The sequence below is a fragment of the Thermococcus sp. AM4 genome (assembly GCF_000151205.2).
Lineage (GTDB): Archaea > Methanobacteriota_B > Thermococci > Thermococcales > Thermococcaceae > Thermococcus.
On record NC_016051.1, the window covers coordinates 817008 to 841249 of the forward strand.

25 protein-coding genes are annotated in these 24242 nt (G+C 53.6%); 16 read left to right on the forward strand and 9 right to left on the reverse strand.

The window, feature by feature from the left end:
- Positions 1 to 2: 2 nt before the first annotated feature.
- Positions 3 to 362: a ribonuclease P protein component 4 gene (locus TAM4_RS04500; RefSeq protein WP_014122058.1), complete on the forward strand. Its 360-nt coding sequence runs from the start codon at positions 3 to 5 to the stop codon at positions 360 to 362.
- Here TAM4_RS04500 and TAM4_RS04505 read toward each other — a convergent pair.
- The 8 genes from TAM4_RS04505 to TAM4_RS04540 form a co-directional block, all read right to left on the reverse strand.
- Positions 359 to 1114, reverse strand: a complete 756-nt coding sequence (locus tag TAM4_RS04505) for a sister chromatid cohesion protein PDS5 (RefSeq protein ID WP_014122059.1) — start codon at positions 1112 to 1114, stop codon at positions 359 to 361. The genes TAM4_RS04500 and TAM4_RS04505 overlap by 4 nt on opposite strands.
- Entirely contained in the window at positions 1092 to 2387 is a 1296-nt protein-coding gene (locus TAM4_RS04510; RefSeq protein ID WP_014122060.1) for a PQQ-binding-like beta-propeller repeat protein, read from the reverse strand. The genes TAM4_RS04505 and TAM4_RS04510 overlap by 23 nt, the downstream gene beginning before the upstream one ends.
- Entirely contained in the window at positions 2384 to 3244 is an 861-nt protein-coding gene (locus TAM4_RS04515; protein WP_014122061.1) for a hypothetical protein, read from the reverse strand. Before TAM4_RS04515 ends, TAM4_RS04510 begins: the two co-directional genes overlap by 4 nt.
- Positions 3234 to 3839 carry a hypothetical protein gene (locus TAM4_RS04520; RefSeq protein ID WP_014122062.1) on the reverse strand — a complete coding sequence of 202 codons (606 nt, stop codon included), beginning with the start codon at positions 3837 to 3839 and terminating at the stop codon, positions 3234 to 3236. The genes TAM4_RS04515 and TAM4_RS04520 overlap by 11 nt, the downstream gene beginning before the upstream one ends.
- A complete protein-coding gene (locus TAM4_RS04525) occupies positions 3826 to 6057 on the reverse strand; it encodes an ATP-binding protein (protein WP_014122063.1) in 2232 nt (743 codons plus the stop codon). The genes TAM4_RS04520 and TAM4_RS04525 overlap by 14 nt, the downstream gene beginning before the upstream one ends.
- Before the next feature lie 83 nt (positions 6058 to 6140).
- The gene (locus tag TAM4_RS04530; protein WP_014122064.1) at positions 6141 to 6509 is read right to left on the reverse strand and encodes a response regulator; all 369 of its coding nucleotides are present in this window, start codon (positions 6507 to 6509) and stop codon (positions 6141 to 6143) included.
- Between the two features lie 147 nt (positions 6510 to 6656).
- Complete coding sequence (locus TAM4_RS04535) at positions 6657 to 7631, reverse strand: class I SAM-dependent methyltransferase (RefSeq protein WP_014122065.1); 975 nt, start codon at positions 7629 to 7631, stop codon at positions 6657 to 6659.
- Positions 7632 to 7641: 10 nt separating this feature from the next.
- Positions 7642 to 7977: a helix-turn-helix domain-containing protein gene (locus TAM4_RS04540; RefSeq protein WP_014122066.1), complete on the reverse strand. Its 336-nt coding sequence runs from the start codon at positions 7975 to 7977 to the stop codon at positions 7642 to 7644.
- Between the two features lie 340 nt (positions 7978 to 8317).
- On the opposite strand from TAM4_RS04540, the gene TAM4_RS04545 reads away from it, so the two are divergent.
- From TAM4_RS04545 to TAM4_RS04615, 15 genes are all read left to right on the forward strand, one after another.
- On the forward strand, positions 8318 to 8965 hold the full coding sequence (locus TAM4_RS04545; RefSeq protein ID WP_014122067.1) for a flagellin: 648 nt from the start codon (positions 8318 to 8320) through the stop codon (positions 8963 to 8965).
- A gap of 14 nt (positions 8966 to 8979) precedes the next feature.
- Positions 8980 to 9654 carry a flagellin gene (locus TAM4_RS04550; RefSeq protein WP_014122068.1) on the forward strand — a complete coding sequence of 225 codons (675 nt, stop codon included), beginning with the start codon at positions 8980 to 8982 and terminating at the stop codon, positions 9652 to 9654.
- Positions 9655 to 9713: 59 nt separating this feature from the next.
- Positions 9714 to 10370: a flagellin gene (locus TAM4_RS04555; protein ID WP_014122069.1), complete on the forward strand. Its 657-nt coding sequence runs from the start codon at positions 9714 to 9716 to the stop codon at positions 10368 to 10370.
- 11 nt (positions 10371 to 10381) lie between these two features.
- Positions 10382 to 11032 carry a flagellin gene (locus tag TAM4_RS04560; RefSeq protein WP_014122070.1) on the forward strand — a complete coding sequence of 217 codons (651 nt, stop codon included), beginning with the start codon at positions 10382 to 10384 and terminating at the stop codon, positions 11030 to 11032.
- Between the two features lie 14 nt (positions 11033 to 11046).
- On the forward strand, positions 11047 to 11526 hold the full coding sequence (locus tag TAM4_RS04565) for a flagella accessory protein C (RefSeq protein WP_014122071.1): 480 nt from the start codon (positions 11047 to 11049) through the stop codon (positions 11524 to 11526).
- 4 nt (positions 11527 to 11530) lie between these two features.
- Positions 11531 to 12889, forward strand: a complete 1359-nt coding sequence (locus TAM4_RS04570; RefSeq protein ID WP_014122072.1) for a FlaD/FlaE family flagellar protein — start codon at positions 11531 to 11533, stop codon at positions 12887 to 12889.
- Between the two features lie 30 nt (positions 12890 to 12919).
- Entirely contained in the window at positions 12920 to 13420 is a 501-nt protein-coding gene (locus TAM4_RS04575; RefSeq protein WP_014122073.1) for a flagellin FlaF, read from the forward strand.
- Positions 13420 to 13893: a flagellar protein G gene (locus TAM4_RS04580; RefSeq protein ID WP_014122074.1), complete on the forward strand. Its 474-nt coding sequence runs from the start codon at positions 13420 to 13422 to the stop codon at positions 13891 to 13893. Before TAM4_RS04575 ends, TAM4_RS04580 begins: the two co-directional genes overlap by 1 nt.
- 29 nt (positions 13894 to 13922) lie before the next feature.
- Positions 13923 to 14621: an ATPase domain-containing protein gene (locus TAM4_RS04585; protein WP_014122075.1), complete on the forward strand. Its 699-nt coding sequence runs from the start codon at positions 13923 to 13925 to the stop codon at positions 14619 to 14621.
- Between the two features lies 1 nt (position 14622).
- Positions 14623 to 16260, forward strand: coding sequence for a type II/IV secretion system ATPase subunit (locus tag TAM4_RS04590; protein ID WP_014122076.1), 1638 nt, complete (start codon positions 14623 to 14625; stop codon positions 16258 to 16260).
- Between the two features lie 10 nt (positions 16261 to 16270).
- The gene (gene flaJ / locus TAM4_RS04595) at positions 16271 to 18001 is read left to right on the forward strand and encodes an archaellar assembly protein FlaJ (RefSeq protein ID WP_014122077.1); all 1731 of its coding nucleotides are present in this window, start codon (positions 16271 to 16273) and stop codon (positions 17999 to 18001) included.
- 44 nt (positions 18002 to 18045) lie between these two features.
- Positions 18046 to 18705 (forward strand): protein-L-isoaspartate(D-aspartate) O-methyltransferase, encoded by a 660-nt coding sequence (locus TAM4_RS04600; protein WP_014122078.1) that lies wholly within the window; start codon positions 18046 to 18048, stop codon positions 18703 to 18705.
- Positions 18706 to 18833: 128 nt separating this feature from the next.
- The gene (locus TAM4_RS04605; protein WP_014122079.1) at positions 18834 to 19856 is read left to right on the forward strand and encodes a zinc ribbon domain-containing protein; all 1023 of its coding nucleotides are present in this window, start codon (positions 18834 to 18836) and stop codon (positions 19854 to 19856) included.
- Positions 19853 to 20800, forward strand: coding sequence for a zinc ribbon domain-containing protein (locus TAM4_RS04610; protein WP_014122080.1), 948 nt, complete (start codon positions 19853 to 19855; stop codon positions 20798 to 20800). The genes TAM4_RS04605 and TAM4_RS04610 overlap by 4 nt, the downstream gene beginning before the upstream one ends.
- Positions 20801 to 20911: 111 nt before the next feature.
- Complete coding sequence (locus TAM4_RS04615; RefSeq protein ID WP_371137000.1) at positions 20912 to 22186, forward strand: RuvB-like domain-containing protein; 1275 nt, start codon at positions 20912 to 20914, stop codon at positions 22184 to 22186.
- Between the two features lie 6 nt (positions 22187 to 22192).
- Here the strand turns inward: TAM4_RS04615 and TAM4_RS04620 are convergent, their stop codons facing one another.
- A complete protein-coding gene (locus TAM4_RS04620; protein ID WP_014122082.1) occupies positions 22193 to 24037 on the reverse strand; it encodes a P-loop NTPase fold protein in 1845 nt (614 codons plus the stop codon).
- Between the last annotated feature and the right edge of the window lie 205 nt (positions 24038 to 24242).

A 24242-nucleotide genomic window follows, 5' to 3' on the forward strand; every position in this document is an offset into this window, starting at 1 on the left:
GAATGGGGAAGAAGAGGTTCATCAGGGAAAGGGAGCAGAGGGAGAAGAAGAGGATCGCCCGGGAGAGGGTTGAGACGCTCTTCACGATGGCGGAGAGGGTGTTTCCGTACAGCAGGGAGCTGGCCAACAGGTACGTGGAGATAGCCCTCGCCGTCCAGCAGAAGGCGAAGATAAGGCTCCCGAGGAAGTGGAAGAGGCGGTACTGCAAGAGGTGCCACTCATTCCTCGTCCCCGGCGTCAACGCAAGGGTAAGGCTGAGGAGCCGGCCGTACCCCCACGTGGTCGTCAAGTGCCTTGAGTGCGGCCACATAATGCGCTATCCCTATCTGAGGGAGAAGAAGGAAGGCAGGAAAAAGTCCTAACCGCTTTCCTCCTCTGATTCGGCGAGGGCTATCCTCATGAGGCCCTCCTTAACCTTCTCCATGACGAGTTCGCTGCGGTCGTTGAGTTCCTGGAACTTGACCTTGATGATCTTCCTGAACTTCGGGCTCTTGAGTGCCAGCTCCGTCAGCGTCTCGACGGCGCTTATCCTCACTATCTCGTTCCTGTCGTAGAGGAGTGACAGAAGCCTTGGAAGGAAAGGAGTGGCGTAGCGGGTCTGGTTTTCAGCGAGGGCGGAGATGAAGTTGAGGGCCGCGAGACGATCGGTCTCATCGGGAGAAGTCAGCATCGAGGCTATCTCCCTCGCTATGTTGCCGAGCAGCCTGGGATTGTTCCGCATGATCTCCTCGAGGACGTAGGCCATGTTTATCCTGATCTTCGGATCGCCGATGCGGTAGTTGGCGAGGATCACCGGGACTGCGCCCCTGACGAGCTCGGGCTTGATCCTGGAGAGCACGCCGATGGCCCTCGCTATCTCAAGGGTAAGGGGTATCGCCTCGCTCTTCCGTATCATCACGAGCAGCTTCCTGAGCAGGGGGTCGATCAACTCCTCATGATCCTCGATGACGTTCATTATTACTATCAGAGCGTTTTTCTGGACTATCCAGAGGTCGTCGTCGAGGTACTTTATCACCTGATCGAGGACGTCCTTGTCGTACGAGGCCCGGACTATAACCTCGTCAAGCTTCTCGCCCGTCGCGAGGGCCTCCCTAACGTCCAGCTCTTCCTCCATGGGAACCACCCCTCACGGCAAAAGCAGCGAGCACGGACAGGAAAACGATGAAGGCCGGCCCGCAGATGCCCTTAGATTTTCCAATCTTTGACAGGTCCAGAACGTAGAAGTACGAGCTCCCAGTTCCAGCGACCACTAAGCTTCCATCGATCGCCAAGCTCCGGACGTAGCCAACGTTGAGGTCCTTCCAGAGAACCTTTCCGTTTTCCGGGTTTAGGACGTACAGGCCCCCCTCGCTGTAGATCTTCGTGACGTTGCCCTCTTTCCTGCTCTCGAACCTGCCGATTCCAACGACGAGCTTGCCGTCGCCGTAGGCGAGCGTTTTGGCCCTGTACGGGAAGTCCTCGCTCCAGAGGAGCTTCCTCTCCTTCAGGTCGTAGGCGGCCACCTTTCCGTTCCTTCCGTCGAAGCCCGAAACGTAGAGGGTGTCCCCAACGACGAGGAGATCCTCAACGAAGAACGTGCTCTCGTTCCACAGCACGTGGCCCTCTCCATCGACCATCAGGAGGTAGCCCCGGGTGTTGTTGAAGCCCGTTCCCGCTATGGCCATGCCGTCCCAGACCTCCAGGTCCCTGACCCACCAGCCGGTGCTGATGTTCCAAAGTAACCTGCCGTCGTAGGAAACGCCGTAGAGCGCGCCGAACTGGTAGTGGGCGGAGTATCCCGAGGGCAGGCCCGAGCCCACGTAAACGACATCCCCCACTCTAATTCTGCCCGGCATAGTGGGAAGCTTAACCCTCCAGCCGCCTTTGAGGGAGAGGCTTCCGTTGTCGAGGAGTCTGGCCTTGAAAACTTCCCCCGAACTGCTGAACGTGCCGTTGGTGTACCAGATGTCCCCATCCACTCCGTAGACGTAGCCGTCCCTCATGACGAAGTCGTACAGCTTGTTGGGGGTTGGGAAGTTGGCCTTTATGCGGCCGTTCTTATCGAAGAACACGAAACCGCCGAGCCCCCCAGCGAGAACCCCGTTCCGGAGGGGCCGGATTTTAATCACGTAGCCCGAATCGTTCACCCAGAGCCTGCTCCCGTTGCTCGAATACGCGGCCATGAGGCCGAGGTAGTAGATCCCGATGAGCTCCTTTCCGGCGGTCATCCTGTAATCGCAGGCAGCGTAGATCGTGCCGTTTGAGATGGCAACCGCCTCTATGCTCTTCTGGTACGGGATGTTCTCTCCAACGGTCCCCTTGAACAGCAGGGGGTTCTCCTCCGCCATTACCGGCGCGAGAAATCCCAGCAAGAGCATCAAAGCCAGTCCAAGGGCTTTTCCCTTCATCCTTCACCGCCCTCCTTAAGTTTCCTTGCCAGGGGAGTTGGCTCCACGACCTTTCTTATGCCCTTAATCCGTAGGAGCCCCTTCCTTATCAAACTGTCGTAGATCCTCTCAACGTCGATTGGATCCATCCTCAGAACGCGCGGCACTTCAAGCGGGTCTATGCCCGTGAGCAGGGCATCGAGAACTTCCCTCTCAACGGGCTCAAGCTCTGGACACCGCAGCTCCCTTTCGAGCCAGGGGAACTCCCGGGAGAGATCCGCGAGGTAGCCCCATCTCAGAGGAGAAAAACGCTGGAGGTAGCGCAGAACGAAGAGCCTGACCTTCCTCCCCTCGATCTTGACCTCGAATTCCTCCGTGCCATAGGGGGAGTGAACTCTAAGCCTCCACACGCCGTTCTCGCAGGAGGCCTCGCCCACCGAAGAGAAGCTTATCAGTCTCTCCCCCTCCTTCCCAACCGCTAAAAGACGCCCGGGCCCGATTACGCGCAGGTACGCAACATTCCAGTCTTCCCCGGGCTTCCGTACAAAGACCGGAACCCCGTTCAAAAGCTCAACGAAGATCCTGTGGATGAATGCCTCGAACTTTCCCCTGTCGTAGATTAGGGGGTTGTCCCCAACGCTCAGTATCAGAACTCGATCGTCTGAGAAGCGAAGGGTGAAGTTGGGCTCATCGCAGGGGAAAGGGGGAAGGAAACCGAGATCCTCGAGCAGGGAGAAGGAGAAGAAGTCCTCACCGAGCTTTCCATCCACGAATCTCATGGAAACGCCGCTGTGGCTTAAGGTGACCACGACCTCCCTTTTCCTGGTTCTCTTGCCGTCTCTGAGAACTTCAGCCCGGGCCCTCACCTCAGCGGGCATATTCAACCCCCCTGGACCGCCTAAAGGTTCTCCTGAAGGGCTCGGGGTGCTCGGCCAGTTTCTCGATAAAGCCAGCGGAGGGGATGATGTAGACGTCAAGATTACTCCCGTGATCGTCGTGCACCAGCCCAACGAAGACGGGAAGTCTCTTTCCTCCTCCGAGGAAGTTCAGGATCCTTTCGAGCTGATCAACGGTTTTTATAGGAAAGGGCACGCTGGGAAGGAGATCGTAGCCCATGATGTTCGAGAGCCTGCTGGCAAACTGGCCGGCTATGACGTTGCCCATCTCCCTGAGAAGGGACTCCATGAGATCCCTTATGTCGTAAGTTTCGAGAATTCCGGTCTTTTTCAGCTTCAGGAGGCGGCTCACGATGGCGGAGGAGTTCTCGAAGTCGAAGGCCATTATGAGTTCCGGGCCCTCACCTATGGCAAAGCCCACTAAACTGACGCCCTCTAAGAGACCTTCAATGACCAGATCTGAGGACGAGATAACGCGGAACTCGGAGAGCTCCATCTTGCCGCTCGGATCGATTTTGGCAAGCGACTCTCTGAGGGCGATCTCAAGCAGCTCCCTCACGAGGTTAACCCTTCTCACGCAGCAACCCCTCCATAAGACTGATCAGATCAATAAGCGGAACCGGCTCATTGCCCCCCAGTATTATCACCCCGGTGAACACGCTCTCCTCGGGCTCGCCGAAGGGAACCAGAGAACGGAGCGACCTGACAACCGTCTCCCTCTCCCCGAGAATTCTATCAACGAGCACGAGCACCTTTTCCCGTCCCTCACGGTCGAACTGGAAGAGGAGCCCCTCAACCTCCCCCTCCGGCAGGGGGGCGAAGTCTTCAACCACATCATGGAGAAGGACAGCCGGGAAAATCCCCGACTCAACGGCCGCGACGTAGACACCTCCAACCTTTCTGACGCTCTCCACTCCAAGTCTGAACTTGCCGAGCACCCCTATTGAGGGGACGGCGTATTTCTTTCCCCCGACCTCGACGGTGTAAACCCGAAGGATCAGCACATCAGCAGGAACCCTCAGCGTTATCACAGTGCCCCTGCCCTCCTCGCTGCTCACGTGGACGCTGCCGTGAAGTTCCCTGATGGACTCCATGACCACGCTCAGCCCAAAGCCCCGCCCGCTCTCCTCGGAAACCTCCCTCTCGGTGCTCATTCCAGGCCTGAATATCAGCATGAGCGCCTCCTTCCGGGAAAGCCTCTTGGCTTCCTCCGGCGTTATTATGCCCCTTTCAACGGCCCTTTTCTTGACCTCAGCGATGTTGATGCCCCTGCCATCGTCCCTAACGCTGATCTCAACGTAGCTCGGATGAGGGACGATTGTTATCTCAATGAGCCCCTCCGGTGGCTTCCCGAGTCTGACCCTCTCCTCAGTCCTTTCAATACCGTGAATAACTGCGTTTCTGAGTATGTGCACGAGGGCCTCCCAGACGACGGCGGCAACGGCCCTATCGACGGCGACGTCTTCTCCAATGATAACGACCCCAACCCGCTTCCCCCTCTCTTCGGCCAGCTTCTTGATCGAGGGGACCAGTTCCTCTATCCTGTTCTTTAGCCTCACCGTCCGCATGGACGTTACCGTCTCCCTCAGCCTCTGCACGGCCTCCGAAAGTTTGTTGCTCAGTTCCACCATCTGTTCCGGGCCACAGTCGCCGGAAACAACGTCCCTCAGCCATTCCTCTATTGCAACGAGCTCGCCGAGGGAGTAGAGGAGCTCGTCCAGGGCGGAGACATCAACGGGAACCGTCCTTTTCCGAGTCCTGATTGGAGAGGGTCTAAAGGCGTTCTCTGGGAGCGATCTCGTCTCCATGAAATCCTCATCCAGCCCCTCGACCCTGATCACGTCCTTAACCCAGGGGTGGCGGAGGATAAGCTCCCTGATCTTCTCGAAGGGCATGTTGCTTTCAAGAAGAACCTCAAAGAAACCCTCGCCGAGAAGCGTACCTTCCCTTATCTCCTTCTCAGGGGGCTTCACCGATAGGAGCCTACCCGCCTTCCTGAGGTCCTGGATGATAAGAAGCGCCCGTGCAGCCTTAAAAGGAGTCTCCTCTGTAAGGTAAACCCTGAGCCGGAGCCTTTCTCCTTTCCCTCCGTTTTGTCCTTCATGTCCCTGCACCTCCACCTTCCTGACACCGTTCACGGAGCCAAGCTCTTCCCTTATTTCATCGGGGCTTAATGGAGTCTCAATGACCAGTTTGAGCCTTTCCCCGGGTTTGACCCTGCCCTCTATGATGTCGCTGACGTCGGGATCAGAGGAGACCAAACGGCCCAGTCTTTGAAGTTTGGACAGAACCGCGAAGGTCCACACCGGGATCTTCTCGGGCACGGGTTCAAAGTCCACCGTCACCTCGTACCTCCTCTCCAGCGCAACCTTCAGTGGGGGAAGCCTTCCGGCCTTTCTGGAGGCGTTTTTGAGGTAGAGCGTGGCCTTCGCTATCACTGGGGAGAGCTCAACTTCCCTCTCGTCCCCGAAGTCCTCGATCGAGTGTATGAGCCTGTCAATCGTGACGATGAGCTCCCAGATTATGGAGAGAAGCTCCTCGTCGGGGGAGAGGTCCCCTGCGCGTATCATGTCCAGAATCGTCTCAAGCCAGTGGGCGGCTTGGGTGAGCTTTGGAAACCCCGCCAGAGAGGCCGTTCCTTTAACGGTGTGGGCACTTCGTATCATATCCTCAACGGTTTTCGAGAGGTTTTCCTCCTCACCCCTAAGCCGGGAAAAAAGCTCTTTGAGTTCGGCGACCTTCTCCTTTGCCTCCTCCAGGAAACTCTCGATGTAGTTTGTCCCGATGACGCCCACCCCCGTAAAGGGCCGGCCGGGCGGTGGATCCCTGGAACCCTGGCCCTATCGTCCTTCTCAGTCTCACTCCCCCGGCCGGCCGCCTATTCCTGGCCCGACAGTACTCTCTCGACCTCCTTGAGCACCTGTGAGGGTTCAAAGGGTTTGACTATATAACCGGACGCCCCGGCCTCGATGCATTCTATAAGCTTCTTATCGCTGTCCACGGAGGTTATCATGATAACCTTGGCGTTGGGGTCGATCTTTTTTATCTCCCTCAGGGCTGTTATGCCGTCCATGTCGGGCATTATTATGTCGAGGGTAACGATATCGGGGCGGAGCTTCGAGTATAGCTCAACCGCTTCCTTACCCGTTGAGGCTTCTCCCACCACCTCATGCCCCGCCTCGGTGAATATTTTCCTGAGCAGGATCCTTGCGAAGAGCGCGTCGTCAACTATCAGTACTCGCGCCATCGTCCCTCCCTCTAAACTGTGTTTTTCGTAAACTAAAACCCTTATGTGTAGGTAATTGTGTAGCTACACTCCACCAATCTCCGCGGTTTTGGAAAATCTACAATACCCACTCGCGGCCATGATCAACATTTGGAAAAAATACAACGATCAGGGCATGAGGGTCACTCTCAGCAGGCTGCGACCGAGGGGTTCTATGGAGACGTCGAAGCCGTTGCCTTCGATAGCCCTGATGACCTCCTCCCTCCGGGGGAAGCCCACAAAGTCCTTGTTCAGCCTCTCGAAGAACTCCAGGGCCTCGATGTGTCTGAACTCCTCTCTGAAGGGCTCAAGGATAATCAGCCGTCCACCGGGTTTGAGGGTTTCCAGAGTTCTCTTCAGAACCCTGCCGTAGTCCTCGGGCTTCAGGTACTCCAAGAGATAGCTTATAACCGCAACGTCGTATTCGTTTACGGGCCGTATCAGGCGGACGTCGAGCTCTTTCAGCTCAACGGGGAGGTTGTCCATCTCAGCGCGGCTCCTCGCTATCTCCAGGATCGCGGAGGAGTAATCAACTCCGGTGTAGAAGCCATCGTAACCCACGATTCTTCCGAAGTAACTGGGCGCGGCCGATCCGCAGCCGAGATCAAGCACGCTCATCCCCGGTCTGAGTTCCGCAGCGGCTGAGATGGCTTTTCTGTAAAGATCCGCGAAGTCCGTGGTCATCCTTATATCCCAGAAATCAGCATCTTTGTCGAAGTCCATGAGCACGTGGGGATGCGTTGGCGTTATGAACGCGTAGTCTACCATCCTGTATATCTCCTCAAGCGTTGAAACCCATCCGGGTAAAAGCGTATCGTAGTGCTCCTGCGGGACCTTCAGCGTGTAGGAGAACCCGTTGAGCTTTAACCTGCCCTCGTGCTCCTCGGCAATACCTATGGCCTTCAGGGTGTCCAGAAACTCAAGGAGTAGCCTTCTGTTCGGTATGCCAACGGAATCGAGGACTTCCCTGTGAGTTGGCTCCCTTGAAAGGACCTTGAAAATGCCGTGCTTTGTGCCGAGCTGTATTATGTGGAGTATCGCCATCCTGACCATCTGCTCGATGTTGGAATCGACCACTGGAACGAGCCTTTCCAAGCTGTCCATGCCGACCACCTCACATGAACTTCCTGTAATACCTGTAGTATTCCTTGAGGTATTCAACCACCTGCCTTCCGTACTCGGTGAGCCTGTAGTACTTGAAGCCGCCGTTGGTTATTTCCTCGACGAGACCGAGGTAGACGAGGGAGCTTTCGCCGTTGTAGCGGTTTCCCAGTCCGACCAGGGCCCCCCGAACGTTCGATGGATCGGACCCAACAACCCTGGCGATCTCAGAAAGGTACGTTGCCGACGGGTATATTTCATTCAGGTACAGAAGAATTCTCTTCCTCAGTTCACTCCTGTGGAGGGATCTTAATACCTGCGGGTCTATGATCATTGTCCTTACGGCCATTTCTCCCCCACCTCCAGTGCTTCTCTGCGGCCTTTAGCCCGCTGATTTTACTGGCCCACTGATCATCCATGGCAGCCAACACTCTGTTTGTTTGGATACTATATAACGTTTTTGGTTTTAAATTGTATGCATTCCAGCACTTGTCCATTTAATCTGTGGCCAATTCATTGAATATAATTCATTTTGCAGGATTTTCAAAGTTTGTTTAGGGGATTTCCAAAGAGCGAGGTTCACCTACATATGCACCTACATAACCAGCTACACCACTAAGAACAAAAAAGTGCTTTATATCCAAAGCTTGTAATCATTAATGCAAACAACCCCAGGGGGTGCATGGCTGATGAAGGCCAAGAGCAGAAGAGGTGCGGTTGGTATTGGAACCTTGATTGTGTTTATAGCGATGGTGCTAGTGGCGGCAGTGGCTGCAGCAGTGCTCATTAACACGAGCGGCTTCCTCCAGCAGAAGGCCTCCAGCACCGGCAGACAGAGCACCGAACAAGTCGCCAGCGGAATACAGGTCATGAAAGTTACGGGCCATGTCAGCAGCGGAAAGATCGACAAGCTCGCTATCTACGTCGCCCCAAACGCGGGCAGCTCGGGCATTGACCTCAGCAATACCAAGCTTATACTCAGCAACGGAACAGTTCAGGCAGTTCTCAAGTACTCAGGAACCTATGCAAACGCAAGCAGTGATATATTCTCTGGAACGGTCTGGCCAGACCCAGCTACTGATGCGACTAAGTTTGGCCTTATAGTCGTCCAGGACTACGACGGCTCGCTCTGGAAGAGCCCGAGCACTCCAACACTCAACGCCGGAGACATAGCTATCCTCGCTGTTACCGTAGGAGGAACTAACGCAATATTCGGCAATGGAATTCCAGTGAGGACCCACATAACTGGCAAAGTAGTTCCGGAGTTTGGTGCCCCAGGCGTCATCGACTTCACAACCCCAAGCACCTACACCTCAGATATAGTGAACCTGCAGTGAGGAGGTGATGGGAAATGAGATTCCTTAAGAAGAGGAAGGGTGCCGTCGGAATAGGCACCTTGATTGTGTTTATAGCGATGGTGCTAGTGGCGGCAGTGGCTGCAGCAGTGCTCATTAACACGAGCGGCTTCCTCCAGCAGAAGGCCTCCAGCACCGGCAGACAGAGCACCGAACAAGTCGCCAGCGGAATACAGGTCACCAGCGTCGTCGGCTACACTCCGGACAAGGACAAAATAACAAGGCTCGCCATCTACGTTACCCCCAATGCTGGAAGCAAGGGCATTGACCTCAGCAACACCAAGGTCATACTCAGTAACAATGTTACCGAGGCAATCCTTCACTATGACAAGAATGCTAACACCTATGTTAAGGGACCCGTTGCAAACATCTTCAACAACATCCTAAACGATGGTACAAACACCTTCAACTGGTCCGAGCTCACCAGCACCACCTTTGGAATAATCGTTATTCAGGACTACGACAAGTCGGTTCAGAAGACTGCACCGACCCTCAGTGCCGGTGACATTGTCGTACTTGCAGTTGATGTCTCTAAAGTCTTCAGCACCATGAGTGGAATTCCCGTCAGAACCCACATAAGCGGACAGATCGTCCCCGAGTTTGGTGCCCCAGGCGTCATCGACTTCACAACCCCAAGCACCTACACCCAGAACGTTATTGACCTCCAGTGATCCCAGCGCTTCTCTAATTTTCCCTTTCGTTCTTTTAAGGATTTTCAGGAGGTGATGCTATGAGAAGGGGAGCAATCGGCATCGGCACGCTGATAGTCTTCATAGCTATGGTCCTAGTGGCTGCAATAGCCGCAGGAGTTATCATAGGTACAGCGGGCTACCTCCAGCAGAAGGCCCAGGCCACGGGCAGGCAGACCACCCAGGAAGTCGCCAGCGGGCTGAAGATCGTCAACATCTACGGGTACATACCGACCAACCCCCCAAGCAGCGGGCTCATTGAGAGGATGGCCATCTTCGTAACACCGAACGCCGGAAGTGAGGGAATCGACCTCAGTAACGTTAAGATAGTGCTCAGCGACGGGAAGAGGCTCGTGGTCTACAACTACTCCGCCCAGTTCCTGAACCCGGGCAGCATAAAGGACCTCTTCAACGTGACCGAGATACCCATCTGGACGGCAATAAACAACACCGCCAGCTTTGGAATAGTCGTCGTTAACGACATAGGAAGTAAGATGCAGGACACCCACCCCACGCTGGAGTTCGGTGACATGGTGGCGCTCTGCATATGGACCAACATGTTCCAGAGCGATGGCGGTAACGGCATAGGCCCGAGCACAAAGATAACAGGAAAGGTGATACCCGAGCGGGGAGCCGCTGGAGTTATCGACTTCACGACACCCGCCACGTTCAGCGAGAACGTGATGCAGCTCCAGTGAGGTGGTGAAAGATGCCAGGAAGACGCGGTGCCATCGGCATTGGCACCCTGATCGTGTTCATAGCGATGGTACTAGTGGCGGCAGTAGCCGCTGGAGTGCTCATAGCGACCAGCGGTTACCTCCAGCAGAAGGCCATGAGCACCGGCAGACAGACCACCCAGGAAGTTGCCAGCGGACTCAAGGTTATGAACATCTACGGCTACGTCCCCGTGAGTCCGCCCAGCGCCGGCAACATAACTGAACTCGTTATATACGTCACACCCAACGCCGGAAGCAGCGGCATCGACCTCAGCTACGTCAAGGTCGTCCTCAGCGACGGCTCCAAGATGACGGTCTTCAAGTACAACCCCAACGCGTTCTACACCGGGGACATAGACAACGTGTTCACCCTGCCCGTCTGGGTCAACGTGACCGGCACGAACTTCGGCATAGCTGTGGTTCAGGACTCAGACCTCAGCATGATAAACAACAAGGACCACCCTGTCCTGAACTGGGGTGACATCGCGGCACTGCTGATAAACACGACCGGGTTTGGCAAGGGCGCTGGACTGCCGCCAGCCACTCACGTTACCGGTAAAGTGATACCCGAGAACGGTGCCGCCGGAGTCGTGGACTTCGTAACACCTCACGCCTACACGGACAAGATACTGACACTGCAGTGAAAGGGGGTGGCAGAATGGCACTGGCTTTCCTTTCATCTTTATTTGGGAAGAAGAAAAAGGAGGAAGTGGCCACCCCCGAAGCGGAGGAAGTAACGTACGAGGAGCTCGAAGAGACCGTGGAGAACAGGGAGGAAAACGAGCAGATAACCCAGCTCATGGAGAGGATAAACGAGATCGAGAACGACCTCCCGAGGATAAAGATAAGCATCGACACCATAAAGAAGCAGATACAGGAGCTCCGCGACGACATCGACAGGCTCGACAAGACCATCAAGGACGTCATGATGCTCTACGAGGTCATCAGCCAGGAGATCAACCCCTTCAAGGAGCAGATGGGGCAGGAGAACCCGCTCAGCAACGAAATACAGGAGCTCAGAAAGGAGCTGGAGAACCTCAAGATGGAGCTGGCCCAGGTCAAGAACGACATCAAGGTGCTGGCAGGGTATGGTGTGGACATAGACTCGATAATCTACGAGGTGCTGGCGGAGGTGTGATGCAATGCAGCTAGCGGGGTTCGTCACCGAGGCCGACATCAACGCCAAGCTCTCGGAGCTCAAGGGCAAGGTACCCACCGTCGTCATAAACGAGCTCAGGGAGAAGCTGATAGCCAGGAAGGACCAGCTCACGCCGGAACAGCTCGACAAGATCGTCAAGAAGGTCCTCGAAACCTACGGAAACCAGGCCACGAAGTACGAGCAGCTGAGCAAGCGCGTCGATGAACTGGGCAAGAGGCTCACGGAACTCGGCATACAGCTCAGCCGGCTCATAGAGAGTCTCGAGGAGGCTAGGTTCAAGGTTCAGGAGAAGAAGGCCGAAGAGGTCACCGAGAAGGTTGAGGAAGTTCACGAGAAGATCGGAAAGCTCGAGGAGATGCTCGAAAAGAAAGAGGAGAAGAAGGAAGAGGAGGAACTCTCGGAGGAAGCCAAGAAGAAGCTTGAGGAGCTTCACAGAAAGGTCGAGGAGCTCGAGGAGAAGCTCAGCGGAAAGGTTGCCGAGGAGGTCATAGAGGAGGCAAAGGCCAAGGTCGAGGAGCTCGAAAGGAAGCTGGAGAGCGGGGAGGCAGTCACGGAGGAGGAGCTCAAGGAGGCCATGGAGAAGGTCGAGGAAGTAAAGGCCGAGGAAGTTGAGGAAGTTCCAGTGGAGGAGAAACCAGAGGAAGAAGAGGAAGAGGTTCCCGCTCCTGAGGAAGGGGCTGAGGAAGAGGTACAGGAGATTGCCGAGGGGGCAGAAGAGATCACCGAGGAAGAAAGACAGGAAGAAGTCGAAGAGGTTGAAGAAGCCGAAAAGCCCGAAGAAGTTGAGGTTGTTGGGGAAACGCCCGAGGAAGAGGTTGTTGAAGAGGTTCCCGCTCACGAGGAGGTTGTTGAGGTTACGCCTTCCCCCGAAGTTGTTGAGGAGGAAAAAGCCGAAGAAGGTGGTGTTGAGATGGCAGAAGGAAAACTCCAGATTCCCGAGGATATTGCGAACCTTCTCTTCGAGGAGGAGCCAAGAAAGGCCAGGCTCGAGAAGCTCCCGGAGGACGTCGTATCAACGATGATAGCCCTCAAGTGGCTCGGATTCCTCATCGACAGGGTCGGCATACAGAACCTGGAGAGGGTCCTCGAGTTCTACTACGAGATCGGCTGGATAAGCGAGGAAGTGCTCAACCAGCTGCTCCGCTACGCCAAGGGCACTAGGCCGCACCACAGGGACCCCGAGTGGAAGCCGGCCGACAAGCTGACCGTGCAGGACCACCTGATAAGCCTGCTCTTCATAGAGAGGCTCAGGGGGCTGAGGATCAACAGGGACGTCCTCGACAAGCTTGAGAGGGAGATAAAGCTCCTGGAGAAGACACTGGACGAGTTTTACGGCATCTGACTAGGCAATAGCAGAGCGGGGGAGGGTACAATGGGCTTCAGCGTTTCAGCGAGTGCAGCGATAATCTTTATCTCATTTTTGATCGCGGCAACAACGCTCTACACCGCCTGGGACAACAGCTACAACAACGTTCAGGCAGCTCAGGAGGACTGGTACAATCTCCGAGTCTCTCAGGTTCATTTTAGCATTAACGTGATAGATCTCAACCGTGTGGACATTGATGGGGACGGATACGATGATTTGGAAATTGATTTCACCTATGGGGGAATCCCCACAAAGACCGTAATAGATGTACTCCTCGATGGTGTGTACCATAACAGAGTCACGAGTTCAAAACTCAAATATCTGATTCCAGGCAACTCCTACGCAATCTATGTCCAAAATGGCGTTCCAGACACAAACTCTCACCGCGTAATACTAGCATTCAAGAATGGATGCAAGCTCATCATACAATACCACTATTCAACAACACAGGGTGATGTAGTTTTGGACTCCCAGCCAGTGACAACCTGTCCAGTGGAGGTGAGCTGATGGCGGCAGGAGGACCCGCCAGCGAGCTGATAATGTTCATCGTGGCAGTTATCGTTGCCGGTACCGTCGCGGGGGCATTAACATACGTGACAACCGACATAGCCCATGGGATAAACGATCGGGGAGCCCTCATGGCGGACAAGCTCAGAACGGACTTCGCGATAATCAACGACCCCACGAACATCCCAGTTTACGGAACGGGGCCGTACAACTACACGTTTTACGTGAAAAACACGGGGAAAATCCAGTTCCCATTCAACCCGGACGCGGTTCAGGTCTTCATAGATGGAAACCTGGTCCCGCCCTCAAACCTGACGTTCACGGACATCAACAACAACACGATCACATACCTCAACCCCTACGAAGTCGGCCAGATCATAGTCACCCTGGGCACTGCACTCCCCACGGGCACCCACAAAATCCTGGTCGTCCTAGAGAACGGTGTCAAGAGGGAGCTGATCTTCGAGACGTGAAATAAAATCAGCCAGCGGGGGTGATCGTGATGGTCGAGGAACTGCTCAAGATCGAGCTCAAGGGCGATGAGCTTCACAGACGCCTTGGCGGCGGCATTCCAGCGGGTACTATCATGCTCCTTGAAGGGGACAGGGGGACGGGGAAGTCAATATTCGTCCAGAGACTCCTCTACGGTTTTCTAATGAACGGCTACAACGCGAGCTACATCTCAAGTCAGTACACCACGGTGGAGTACATAAAGCAGATGACCTCCCTCGGCTATGACATAATCCCTTTTCTAATCAGGAAGAAGCTCGTTTTTGTGTCGCTCTATCCCCTCCTGAGCGGGGTTAGCGAGAAGAGAAAGTTTCTGAGCAGACTTCTTGGCGAGCCCCGCCTCTGGGAGCCGAACGTCATGATCATCGATTCATTTTCATCGCTCCTTTCCAGGGAGCAGGAACCGAACGCAATCCGGGATTTCCTCCTCTACGTGAAGAAGCTGGCCTCCCTCGACAAGGTCATAATAATGACCGCCAACACCGAGGAGATCGACAGGGATTCGCTCTTCGTGCTGGAGGAGGCCGCAACGCTCCTGATCCGGCTGAACGTCAAGGTGTTCGGTGGCGACCTCAAGAATTCGGCGATGATAGTGAAGTACAACAACGCCAAGGGCATCTTCCAGAAGATAATCCCCTTCCGCGTGGAGCCTAAGGTGGGGCTGATAGTGGAGATCGCGGCGGTGGTGTGATATGGCGCAGGTGATCAAGAGCGACACGCTGGAGGAGGCAATGCGGAGGAACCCCCACCTTAGGAGGTACGTGGAGAGCTTCAGGAAAAAGTACGGCAAAATGCCGGAGTTCCACGCCCAGCTCAGCAGGGACATGAAGGAGATAATGTACCCCAACATACTCTACCCCGTCGGCGATCCAATATTCATCCACATCTACGGCGACCAGAAGACCGACAAGAAGTACATCGTCATAGAGCCCAGGATAGAATCACCAATCGAGGAAAAGAAGTACGACATGATAAAGGACCGCATACTTGAAATCGCCCCAACCAGAAACATTCCTGAGGATCAGGAGGAGTTCGAGAGGTTCCTCGATGCCCTCTACGACGAGGCCGTTCTCTCGCTGGTAAAGGGCAAAAGGAAAATTCCGGGAACGAAAGAACCTTTCAGCCTCACCAAGGAGGAGATGGAGAAGTTCCGCTACCTCATAAAGCGAGACATCATCGGAATCGGCCCCCTCGAGCCCCTCGCCAGGGATCCCTACATCGAGGATATCCACATCATCGGCGCCAACTACGTCTCGCTCGTCCACAAGATATTCGAGGCCCTGCCGACCAACATAACCTTCGGCGACAACGTTAAACTAGCCGACTACTTCAAGAACATCTCGGAGCGCATTGGAAGGCCCGTAAGCGACAGGAACCCGATAGTGGACGGAGCCCTCCCCGACGGCTCCCGTATCAACATAATCTACTCGCCAGACATCTCTCTCAAGGGTCCGAGCGCCACAATCCGTAAGTTCACTGCGACGCCGATAAGCATAGTCCAGCTCATATCATGGGGAACCCTGAGCGCAGAGGTTGCCGCATACCTCTGGATAGCGCTCGAGTACGGAATGAGCGTCTTCGTCTGCGGTGAGACCGCTTCCGGTAAGACCACCCTGCTAAACTCGATAATTCCCTTCATCAAGCCGGGTTCAAAGATATTCACCGCCGAGGACACGCCCGAGGTTCAGGTTCCACACCCCACGTGGCAGAGGCTCATCACCCGTGAACGCGGTCCCGAGGAGAGCAGGGTTACCCTCTTCGACCTCCTCAAAGCGGCCCTGCGTTCGAGGCCCAACTACATCATCGTCGGTGAGATCCGTGGTGCCGAGGGAGCGATAGCGTTCCAGGCCATGCAGACAGGACACCCGGTTATGAGCACCTTTCACGCCGGCGACGTCAAGAAGATGATACAGCGCTTCACAGGCCACCCGATAAACGTTCCGATAACCTTCATCGACAACCTCAACATAGCTGTCTTCCAGCAGGCGGTTTACCTGAAGGGCAAGTTCCTGAGGAGAACCGTGAGCGTCGTCGAAATAGAGGGCTACTACGAGGAACTGGGTGGAGTGGCCACGAGAAACGTTTTCGAATGGGATCCGGTCAACGACAGGCACATATTCCGCGGATTCAACAACTCCTACATTCTCGAGAGGAAGATAGCCGAGATAGCCGGCTACGAGGATCCAAAGGATATATACAACGAGCTCTTCCTCAGGGCGAGGATCCTGCAGAGAATGGTGGAGCTTGGCATAACCAACTACTGGGACGTCTACCGCGAGATCAAGGCGTTCTACCAGCGCGGTATCGAGGGCCTGAGCTTCAGGCTCTGAGGTGATGACCATGCCCGACAAGGAGAAGATCAGCGTCTTCACCAAGGCAGACCTCGACATGAAGACGTACGTTCGAAAGATCCTCATTCCAAACGTGGTTATCTCAGCGGTTCTCTTCATAGTCGCCTCGATCATATCACGGCTGTTCATGCTCTCGTCCGCGCTCACAATGATGCTCTACGCCATTCCCGTCGTTCTGCTCATCTACGCCGCACTCTACCCATACATCCAGGCCGATTCAAAGAAGATCTCGATAAACTCCCGCATCCCCTACTTCATAACCTACTTCGCAGTCCTCTCAACCAGCGAAATGGGCAGGGCTGACCTCATCAAGGTGCTCGCGAGCGATCCAAAGCTCGGCGCCATAGCGAGCGAGCTGAAGAAGGTCTACATTATCGTCGATAAGCTTCACCGTTCGATGCCCGAGGCCTTCCGCTTCCTGGCGAGGAGAACACCGAGTAAAGTTTTCGCGGACTTCCTGGACAGGCTCGCCTATTCCCTCGACAGCGGTGTGGACATGAAAGAGTACCTCTTCCAGGAGCAGAAAACCGTCATGGACGACTACGAGACCTTCTACGAGGGTGCCCTCTACGATCTGGACGTGTTCAAGGAGATATACGAATCGATAATCATCTCTGTCGTCTTTATGGCGAGCTTCATAATCATCGGTCCGCTGATAACGGGCCAGGACATCGGAAGGCTGGCCCTCTACACCCTCGCGATAATCCTCGCGGCCGAGATAGGAGTGTTTCTCGTCATAAAGTTTAGAATGCCCGAGGATCCAATATGGGCGGACACCAAGGGAATAGAAACGGAGAGAATGAAGAGGCTCAAAAGGGCCGGCCAGATATCCGCTCTTGGCGTCGTCATAATGGGACTTGTGTACTACCTCTTCATCGCCCCGAGGTTTGATATACCAGAACCCTTCGCCGTCGCCCTGATCTTCACGCCCCTCTACTACGTCGGACATCTTGCGGCGAAGGAGGAGCAGTCGATATTCAGGAAGGACGAGAACTTCGCGGCTTTTATAAGGAGCCTCAGCTCTTCCCTGGCTGCCAGCGGAACGTCCCTCGTCCTCGTCCTCAAGTACCTCAGCGCCCACGACTTCGGATCCCTTACGGACGACATAAAGGCCCTCTACCGGAGGCTCGCCATACGCGTCGACAGGGAAAGGGCTTGGGACTTCTTCATTGCGGGAACGGGGAGCTGGCTGATCGGCATCTTCTCGGAGATATTCAGGGAAGCGATAAGGCTCGGAGCCGAGCCGGATTACGTCGGTCTCGTCATCAGCAGGAACTTCGAGAGGCTCGTCCGCCTAAGGAGAAAGAGACAGCAGAGCATGGCGAGCTTCATAGGCATAATCTACGGTTTAACGGCGTCGTTCGCCTTCGCCCTGGCGGCTTCGTTCCAGGTTGCGGCCTCGATAAACACCCTCTTCGCCCAGCTCAAGGTGCCAACCGAGTACATAGGCGATATAATCCACGTTATCCCCCCGGCTGGAATGAGCTTCGTCATGTACGTGATGCTGACCATAATGGTGATCCACTCGTTCCTCTCGGCGATAGCAATAAAGACCGCCGACGGCGGCCACTGGATAGTCGCGCTGAAGTACTTCGTCATCCTCCTGTGGATCTTCGCCGCGGGAATGTACGCGGGACAGGTGCTGATGAGCAAGATGATGGGCATAAACAGCCAGACCGAAACGACCCAGCTCCTGAGGGTTCTGGTGTCTTCCATCTGAGAAAGGCTTAAGGGAGAAGGCTCCCATATTTTTATGGTGTTCCGATGAGGGAAGAGGAACTCAGGGAGCTCTGGAAGAGAACGGTTCGAAGGCTTGAACTGGAGGGTATTCTGCGCGATGAACGGGTTAAGGAGGCCCTCCTGAAATGGCCCCGCTACCTCTTCGTCGAGGATAAATACCGGAAATACGCCCATCTGGACGAACCTCTGCCAATTCCCGGGGGACAGACGATAAGCGCGCCGCATATGGTGGCGATAATGCTCCAGCTCGCAGATCTAAGGCCCGGTATGAACGTCCTGGAGATAGGCACCGGGAGCGGATGGAACGCGGCACTGATGGCCGAGCTCGTAAAGGGAGAGGTATACACGGTTGAAAGGCTTCCCGAGCTCGTCGAGTTTGCAAGGGAGAACCTAGAGCGGGCGGGAGTTAAGGGAGTCCACGTTATTCCCGGAGACGGCAGCAAGGGCTTTCCCCCAAAAGCTCCTTACGACAGGATAGTGGTTACGGCAGGGGCGCCGGAAGTGCCGAAGCCCCTCATAGAACAGCTTAAACCCGGGGGCAAACTGATAATCCCGGTTGGAAGCTACCACCTGTGGCAGGATCTCCTTGAGGTTATCAAACTGGCGGACGGCTCGATAAAAATAAGAAACCACGGGGGAGTGGCCTTCGTCCCGCTGATAGGGGAGTACGGGTGGAGGGAATAACCTTTAATAACTCCCACCATACCCGAAAACGCGATGATGAGATTGGCCTTTGGGGTACCGATGCCCGGGATCGACGGCCTGAGCCAAAAACTTTAAATTGTCCCGATATTTCTTTTTCATGATGGTAAATGGAAGTCCTTCGATGCGAGCACTGTGGGGCTCCCCTCGACGTAACGCCAGAGGACGTAATCGTTGTATGTCCATACTGCGGCTATCCTAACTCCTACGACAGAATTTTTACCGAAAAGAACGTCTTCTTTGTTGAGAGCCTCCCAAAGAAGGAAATCCTGCGCCTCTTCTGGGAGCGCGTGAGGAGGGACAGGGACTACCTGGGCCTCCGCGGGAAGATCGAGGTTGCGAAGGTTGAGGGATTCTACGTTCCGCTGTGGTTCGGCAGGGTAAAGGGAAGGGGATACGTTAGGTACGTGGACAAAATCAGGGAGGGCAACAAGACGAAAAGGGTCGTCAGATCCCGGGAATTCCGGGAGGAATCTGTCGTCTGCGTCCCCGCAAGGAGGGGAGTCTACGATATAGCCGTTGAAGCCCTGGCAGAGAAGTTTGAGAGGGGCGGCTACCTCACCTTCAAGAAAATTGAGGACGCGCTCAGGTACATGATGGACGTACGGCCAATATCAAAGCTCACTCCAGAGAAGTGGGAGGAACTCGAACCGGAATTCCTGAACACCGATTTCGGAAGGGAGCAGGCAAAGGCGGCACTCCTAGACAGGGCGTCGGACAGGGCCAAGGAAATCCATGCTCCAGGGGACACCGAGGTAAAGGCCTTCGGATTCGGCGGGGAAGTTGAGGAGGTTGCCCTCGTATTTTATCCGCTCTGGAAGGTTTACTACGACATCGGGGGCGGGACGTATTTCATTGCATACGACGGCCACAAAGGGAGGGAAGTACTCGCCCTTGAGCCTGTAAGGGTCTGGCGGAAGATGGCGTACGGCCTTGCGGCGCTGGTGGGAGTGAGTGTGGCGGCTTTGTTCTCAACCCCCTACGGCAACGTGGAATACTGGGGGCTCGTTGCCCATGCCAAACAGGGGGCACCCCTGGCCCTGATAATCCCGGCGCTGCTCGCCTACTTCGGGTTTGAGCTGGCCAGGGGCTACGGGAGGAAGATGGCGCGTGACGTGAGGGTCGAAAGATGAAAATCAGGTGTCCTAACTGCGGTGCCGAGTTCGAGGCGGAAGGGGAAATGGTGACGTGTCCCTACTGCGGATTCCAGATAAAACTCGGCGAATCCAGAACGTTTACTTACCCCCTGCGGGTCGAAAATCCCTGGAACGTGCTGGCATCTTTTATACGCCTCCAGCGCCTGTCCCCGACCGACGTTGAATGGAAAGCCCGTATCATTGAGAGAGAACTCCTCTATGTTCCATTTTATGTCTTCTTCGTGAAGGCAAGGGGAGTTGCTAGTAGGGGCATCATTTCCAAAGAAGGGGCAGGTTACGTTGAGTTCTTCAACTATGCCACCGTGCCCGCAGTTGAGGGCTTTGAGGAGCTCGTTAACTACCCCTTACCCGTGAGGGGCAGGAGGTATTTCGATGGACACGTCAAAGGTAGGCTCCTTGAAAAGACGATTGAAGCCTCCGAGGCCGTGAAACGACTCAAGGATGAACTCAGAAGCATCCTCAAGAACGAAGCGCGACGGTACTTCCACTGGAGCAACGTTGAGGTGGGAATGCCAACGTTTGATGTCCACCTTGACGGACTTGTCTATTATCCGGTCTGGCGAATCAGGTATAAATACGGCTTTTTCACGTATCTGGCCTACGTGGACGGCGCCGATGGGAGGATCCCCTACGCCGAATTCCCGATAGCCCTGCCCAAGAGGTTCGTCAACTTCACCTTAGGATCCCTTCTTCTGGCATCGGGCCTTTTCCTCTGGAGGGTTCTTTCCCCCTACGGAGCGACATCTATCGTTGGTTCGATGGGTGCTGCCGTTGTTGCTTCCTTCCCGTCGCTGAGGCGCGCATTCACCCCTCGCGGAAGAGCCAGTGAACACCGTCTCCTGGCCGAGATGGCCGAGGACTACGCCCCGGAGGAGGAAGCCTTCGGGACGATAAAGCGCTTCTGGAAGGCCCACATGTGATCGTCAAATTTTTAAATCCCCTCTTTTAGTTACCTTCGGAAAGATTAAGGGGGTGAGACCTTGCCGGCTGTCATAGAGGAGGTCGCTAAGGTTTCCTTTGAGAGAGTTGGAATGCACTCCCACATAAAGGGCCTCGGCCTCGATGAGAACGGAAGGGCCAAGTTCATCGCCGACGGCATGGTCGGCCAGGTTAAGGCGAGGGAAGCGGCCGGAATAGCGGTCGAGCTCATAAAGCGCGGAAAGCTCGCCGGCAAGGGAATCCTCCTCGTCGGCCCGACCGGGAGCGGTAAAACGGCGATAGCGATGGGTATAGCGAGGGAGCTCGGCGAGGACGTTCCCTTCGTCCAGATAGCGGGAAGCGAGATTTATTCCGCTGAAGTCAACAAGACGGAGTTCCTCAAGCAGGCCATGAGACGGGCGATAGGCGTTAGAATCAGCGAGGAGAGGAAGGTCTACGAGGGCGAGGTCAAGAAGATTGAGATAAGGCGCACGAGGCACCCGTTCAACCCCTACGTCGAGATTCCGGAGAGCGTCATCATAACCCTCCGCACGAGGGACGACGAGAAGACGATAAGGGCCGGCAGGGAGATAGCCTACCAGCTCATGGAGCTCGGCGTTGAGGAAGGCGACGTCATACAGATTGACGCCGAAACGGGCAAGGTCTCGAAGGTCGGGACGACGAAGGAGGAAGAGGGGCTCTTCTTCAAGCGCAAGGTCAGCCTTCCGAGCGGTCCGGTGCTCAAGATAAAGGAGTTCACCTACACCGTTACGCTCCACGACCTTGACGTTGCCAACGCCCGCGGAAACATCTTCGGCCTGCTATTCAGCACTGGGGCGGAGATAAGCGACGACGTCAGGAGGCGCGTCGACGAGACTGTTAAGAGCTGGATTGAAGAGGGAAGGGCAACGCTTGTTCCTGGAGTGCTCTTCATAGACGAGGTTCACATGCTCGACATCGAGGCATTCTCGTTCCTTGCGAGGGCCATGGAGAGCGAGCTCGCGCCGATTCTCATCCTGGCCACCAACAGGGGAAGGACGAAGATAAGGGGCACCGACATCGAGGCCCCGCACGGAATCCCAGTTGACATGCTCGACAGGTTGCTCATAATCAACACCGAACCTTACAAGAAAGAGGAAATCAGGGAGATAGTCAAGATTCGCGCGAGGGAGGAGAAGATTGAGGTGAGCGAGGAGGCCATAGAGTACCTCGCGGAGCTCGGCGAGAAGACCAGCCTGCGCTACGCGGTCCAGCTCCTCGCCCCGGCGAGTGTCTTGGCCAAGGGCGGAAGGGTCGAGAGGGAGCACGTTGAAAAGGCCAAGGAGTACTTCGCCGACCTCAGGAGGAGCATCGAGTTCGTCGAGAAGCTCGAGGGAATGCTGCATTGAATGTTTTTATTTTAAAATATCTTGGTAATTTTCAGTTTGCGTGACTTCTTCAATTGATTGGAGAATGATAACCAGCTTACCTTTTGTTCTCTCATCCTTTATGGCATCAAGATTCCTAGTTATCTCAACTTTGGCGGATAGTGGGGGCGATAATATTTTTCCATGAAGATAGCGGAATACTTTGGAATCTAAACCATATAACACTACTACAGTTTTTTCAAGGGGTTTTCCTAAGTATCTTGGTGCGCTATTATGGATGTCAAGGAACTTGCGGAGTACCATGTCAAGATTGCGTCTACTGTGAGCAATTTTAATCTCAACTAGTATGTATCCATACTCAGTCATTACAATAATGTCTGGCCTAATTCTTTTCCGGTCTGCACCCTTAATTACAGGTTCAATTAGTATGTTGTTATGACCATAATGTTTTGATAATAGATTAAGGGTATGCGTAAATGCTAATGAATGGAGATTTTCATAGTCAATGTGTTTTTTGATAGTACTAAAGGGCACATCGAGAAATATGCTCTCATCCTCTTGAGTATCTTTTCCTATTGTAGATCTGATTTTTAATATCTTTTTTATCACGGGATATTCTTGCTTGAATAGAGGAGAGTCTCCTAGTAGATCTCTTAGTTTTTCAATATCTTCCTCTTTAAGATCAAAATCATAATCGCTTAAATTAGTATCTTCTTTCTTAACGATTCCCTGTAGTTGGGAAAATTCTTCCTCGCTACCTTTTTCAAGATAACTAACTAGTTCATGCCACAGATAGTCAATGATACTCATGTCTAAGACTATTTCCAACAACTCATCGCTCTTAATTCCAAGTTTTTCTTTTTTGTTAATGCTCTTTGCAAGAGCATATCTTAATATAAAAGTATTTAGAAATCTTTTTATCTCTCGTGGAGTTAGAGATTCCTCTAGAGCATTAACAATTTTTGTTCGTATCTTATTGAGTCTTTCGGTAGTTACTTCATAGCTTAACTTTGTCTTTTTAAATATATCATCAATTATCTTTTCTGCGATTTCTTCTTTGTCCCATTCTGGAAGGTTTATCCGAACTTGGAAGAATTTACTAAGATAATCTTCTGATGAATATTCCTCAGAGTATCCAACTTTTTCATAATACTTCTGTAGGAGAGCTTTTGTGACATATGGATTTAATGCAATCACATATATAATCCCTTCAATATCCAAGAATATTTTTATTGAATTTAAGATTTCTATAGCTTTATCAGGAGCACACCTGTCTAAGTCATCAACAAGTACTACTATTCTAAACTTGGGATTGTCTGTCCTAAGTTCTTTAATGGCATCTTCTAAGTACCTGAGTACATCATAATAAATATTTTTCTCGGGAGAAATCTCCGAGAGTATCTCCACGTTTTCTTTTTCAGAATCAAAAGAACCTCCAAAGCCAGTTGAAATTGATACGGGGGTTCCAGGTACGCCAAATCCTATTTGTGTATTTTTAATGATTCCTTCTATGACTCTAAGAGTCTTCCTTAGTTTCTCTTTAGTAGTTTCCCTAAGAGATGAGTTCTTTGATTCCCAGTTTTTGAGTGCAAAATAAATAGACTTCAATAATGGAAGCGTTGCATAGTGATTCTCACGCTCGTATCTCCATGCATTAAAAAAAACAACTACAATATTCTTTTGATTGTCATTCAAATGTTTTTCAAGGGACTTTAGAAAGGATGTTTTTCCTATACCCCACCCTCCAAAGACCCCAATTGTAAACCTCGGAGGCTCGCTATTGGTTATTATCTCTGATACTATTGTAACATAGTCCTTAAAGGAATCTTCTACAGGCACATCAGGTATTATCTGAGGAATGAATTCGGACATACATGATACAATAGATGGATAGTTTTATAAATTTTACGAATAATTTGGTCTTTGGTAGATAGTTTCATAATACTTTTAAGCTTTAATTCTTTAACGCTCACGGTGGGAGTACGGGCAAACAAACGCCATTGTTCTTGTTCTGATTCTCCTCGGGGCACTCGTTAGCGGGTGCATCTCGACCCCGGGAATAACTCAAACCCAGACC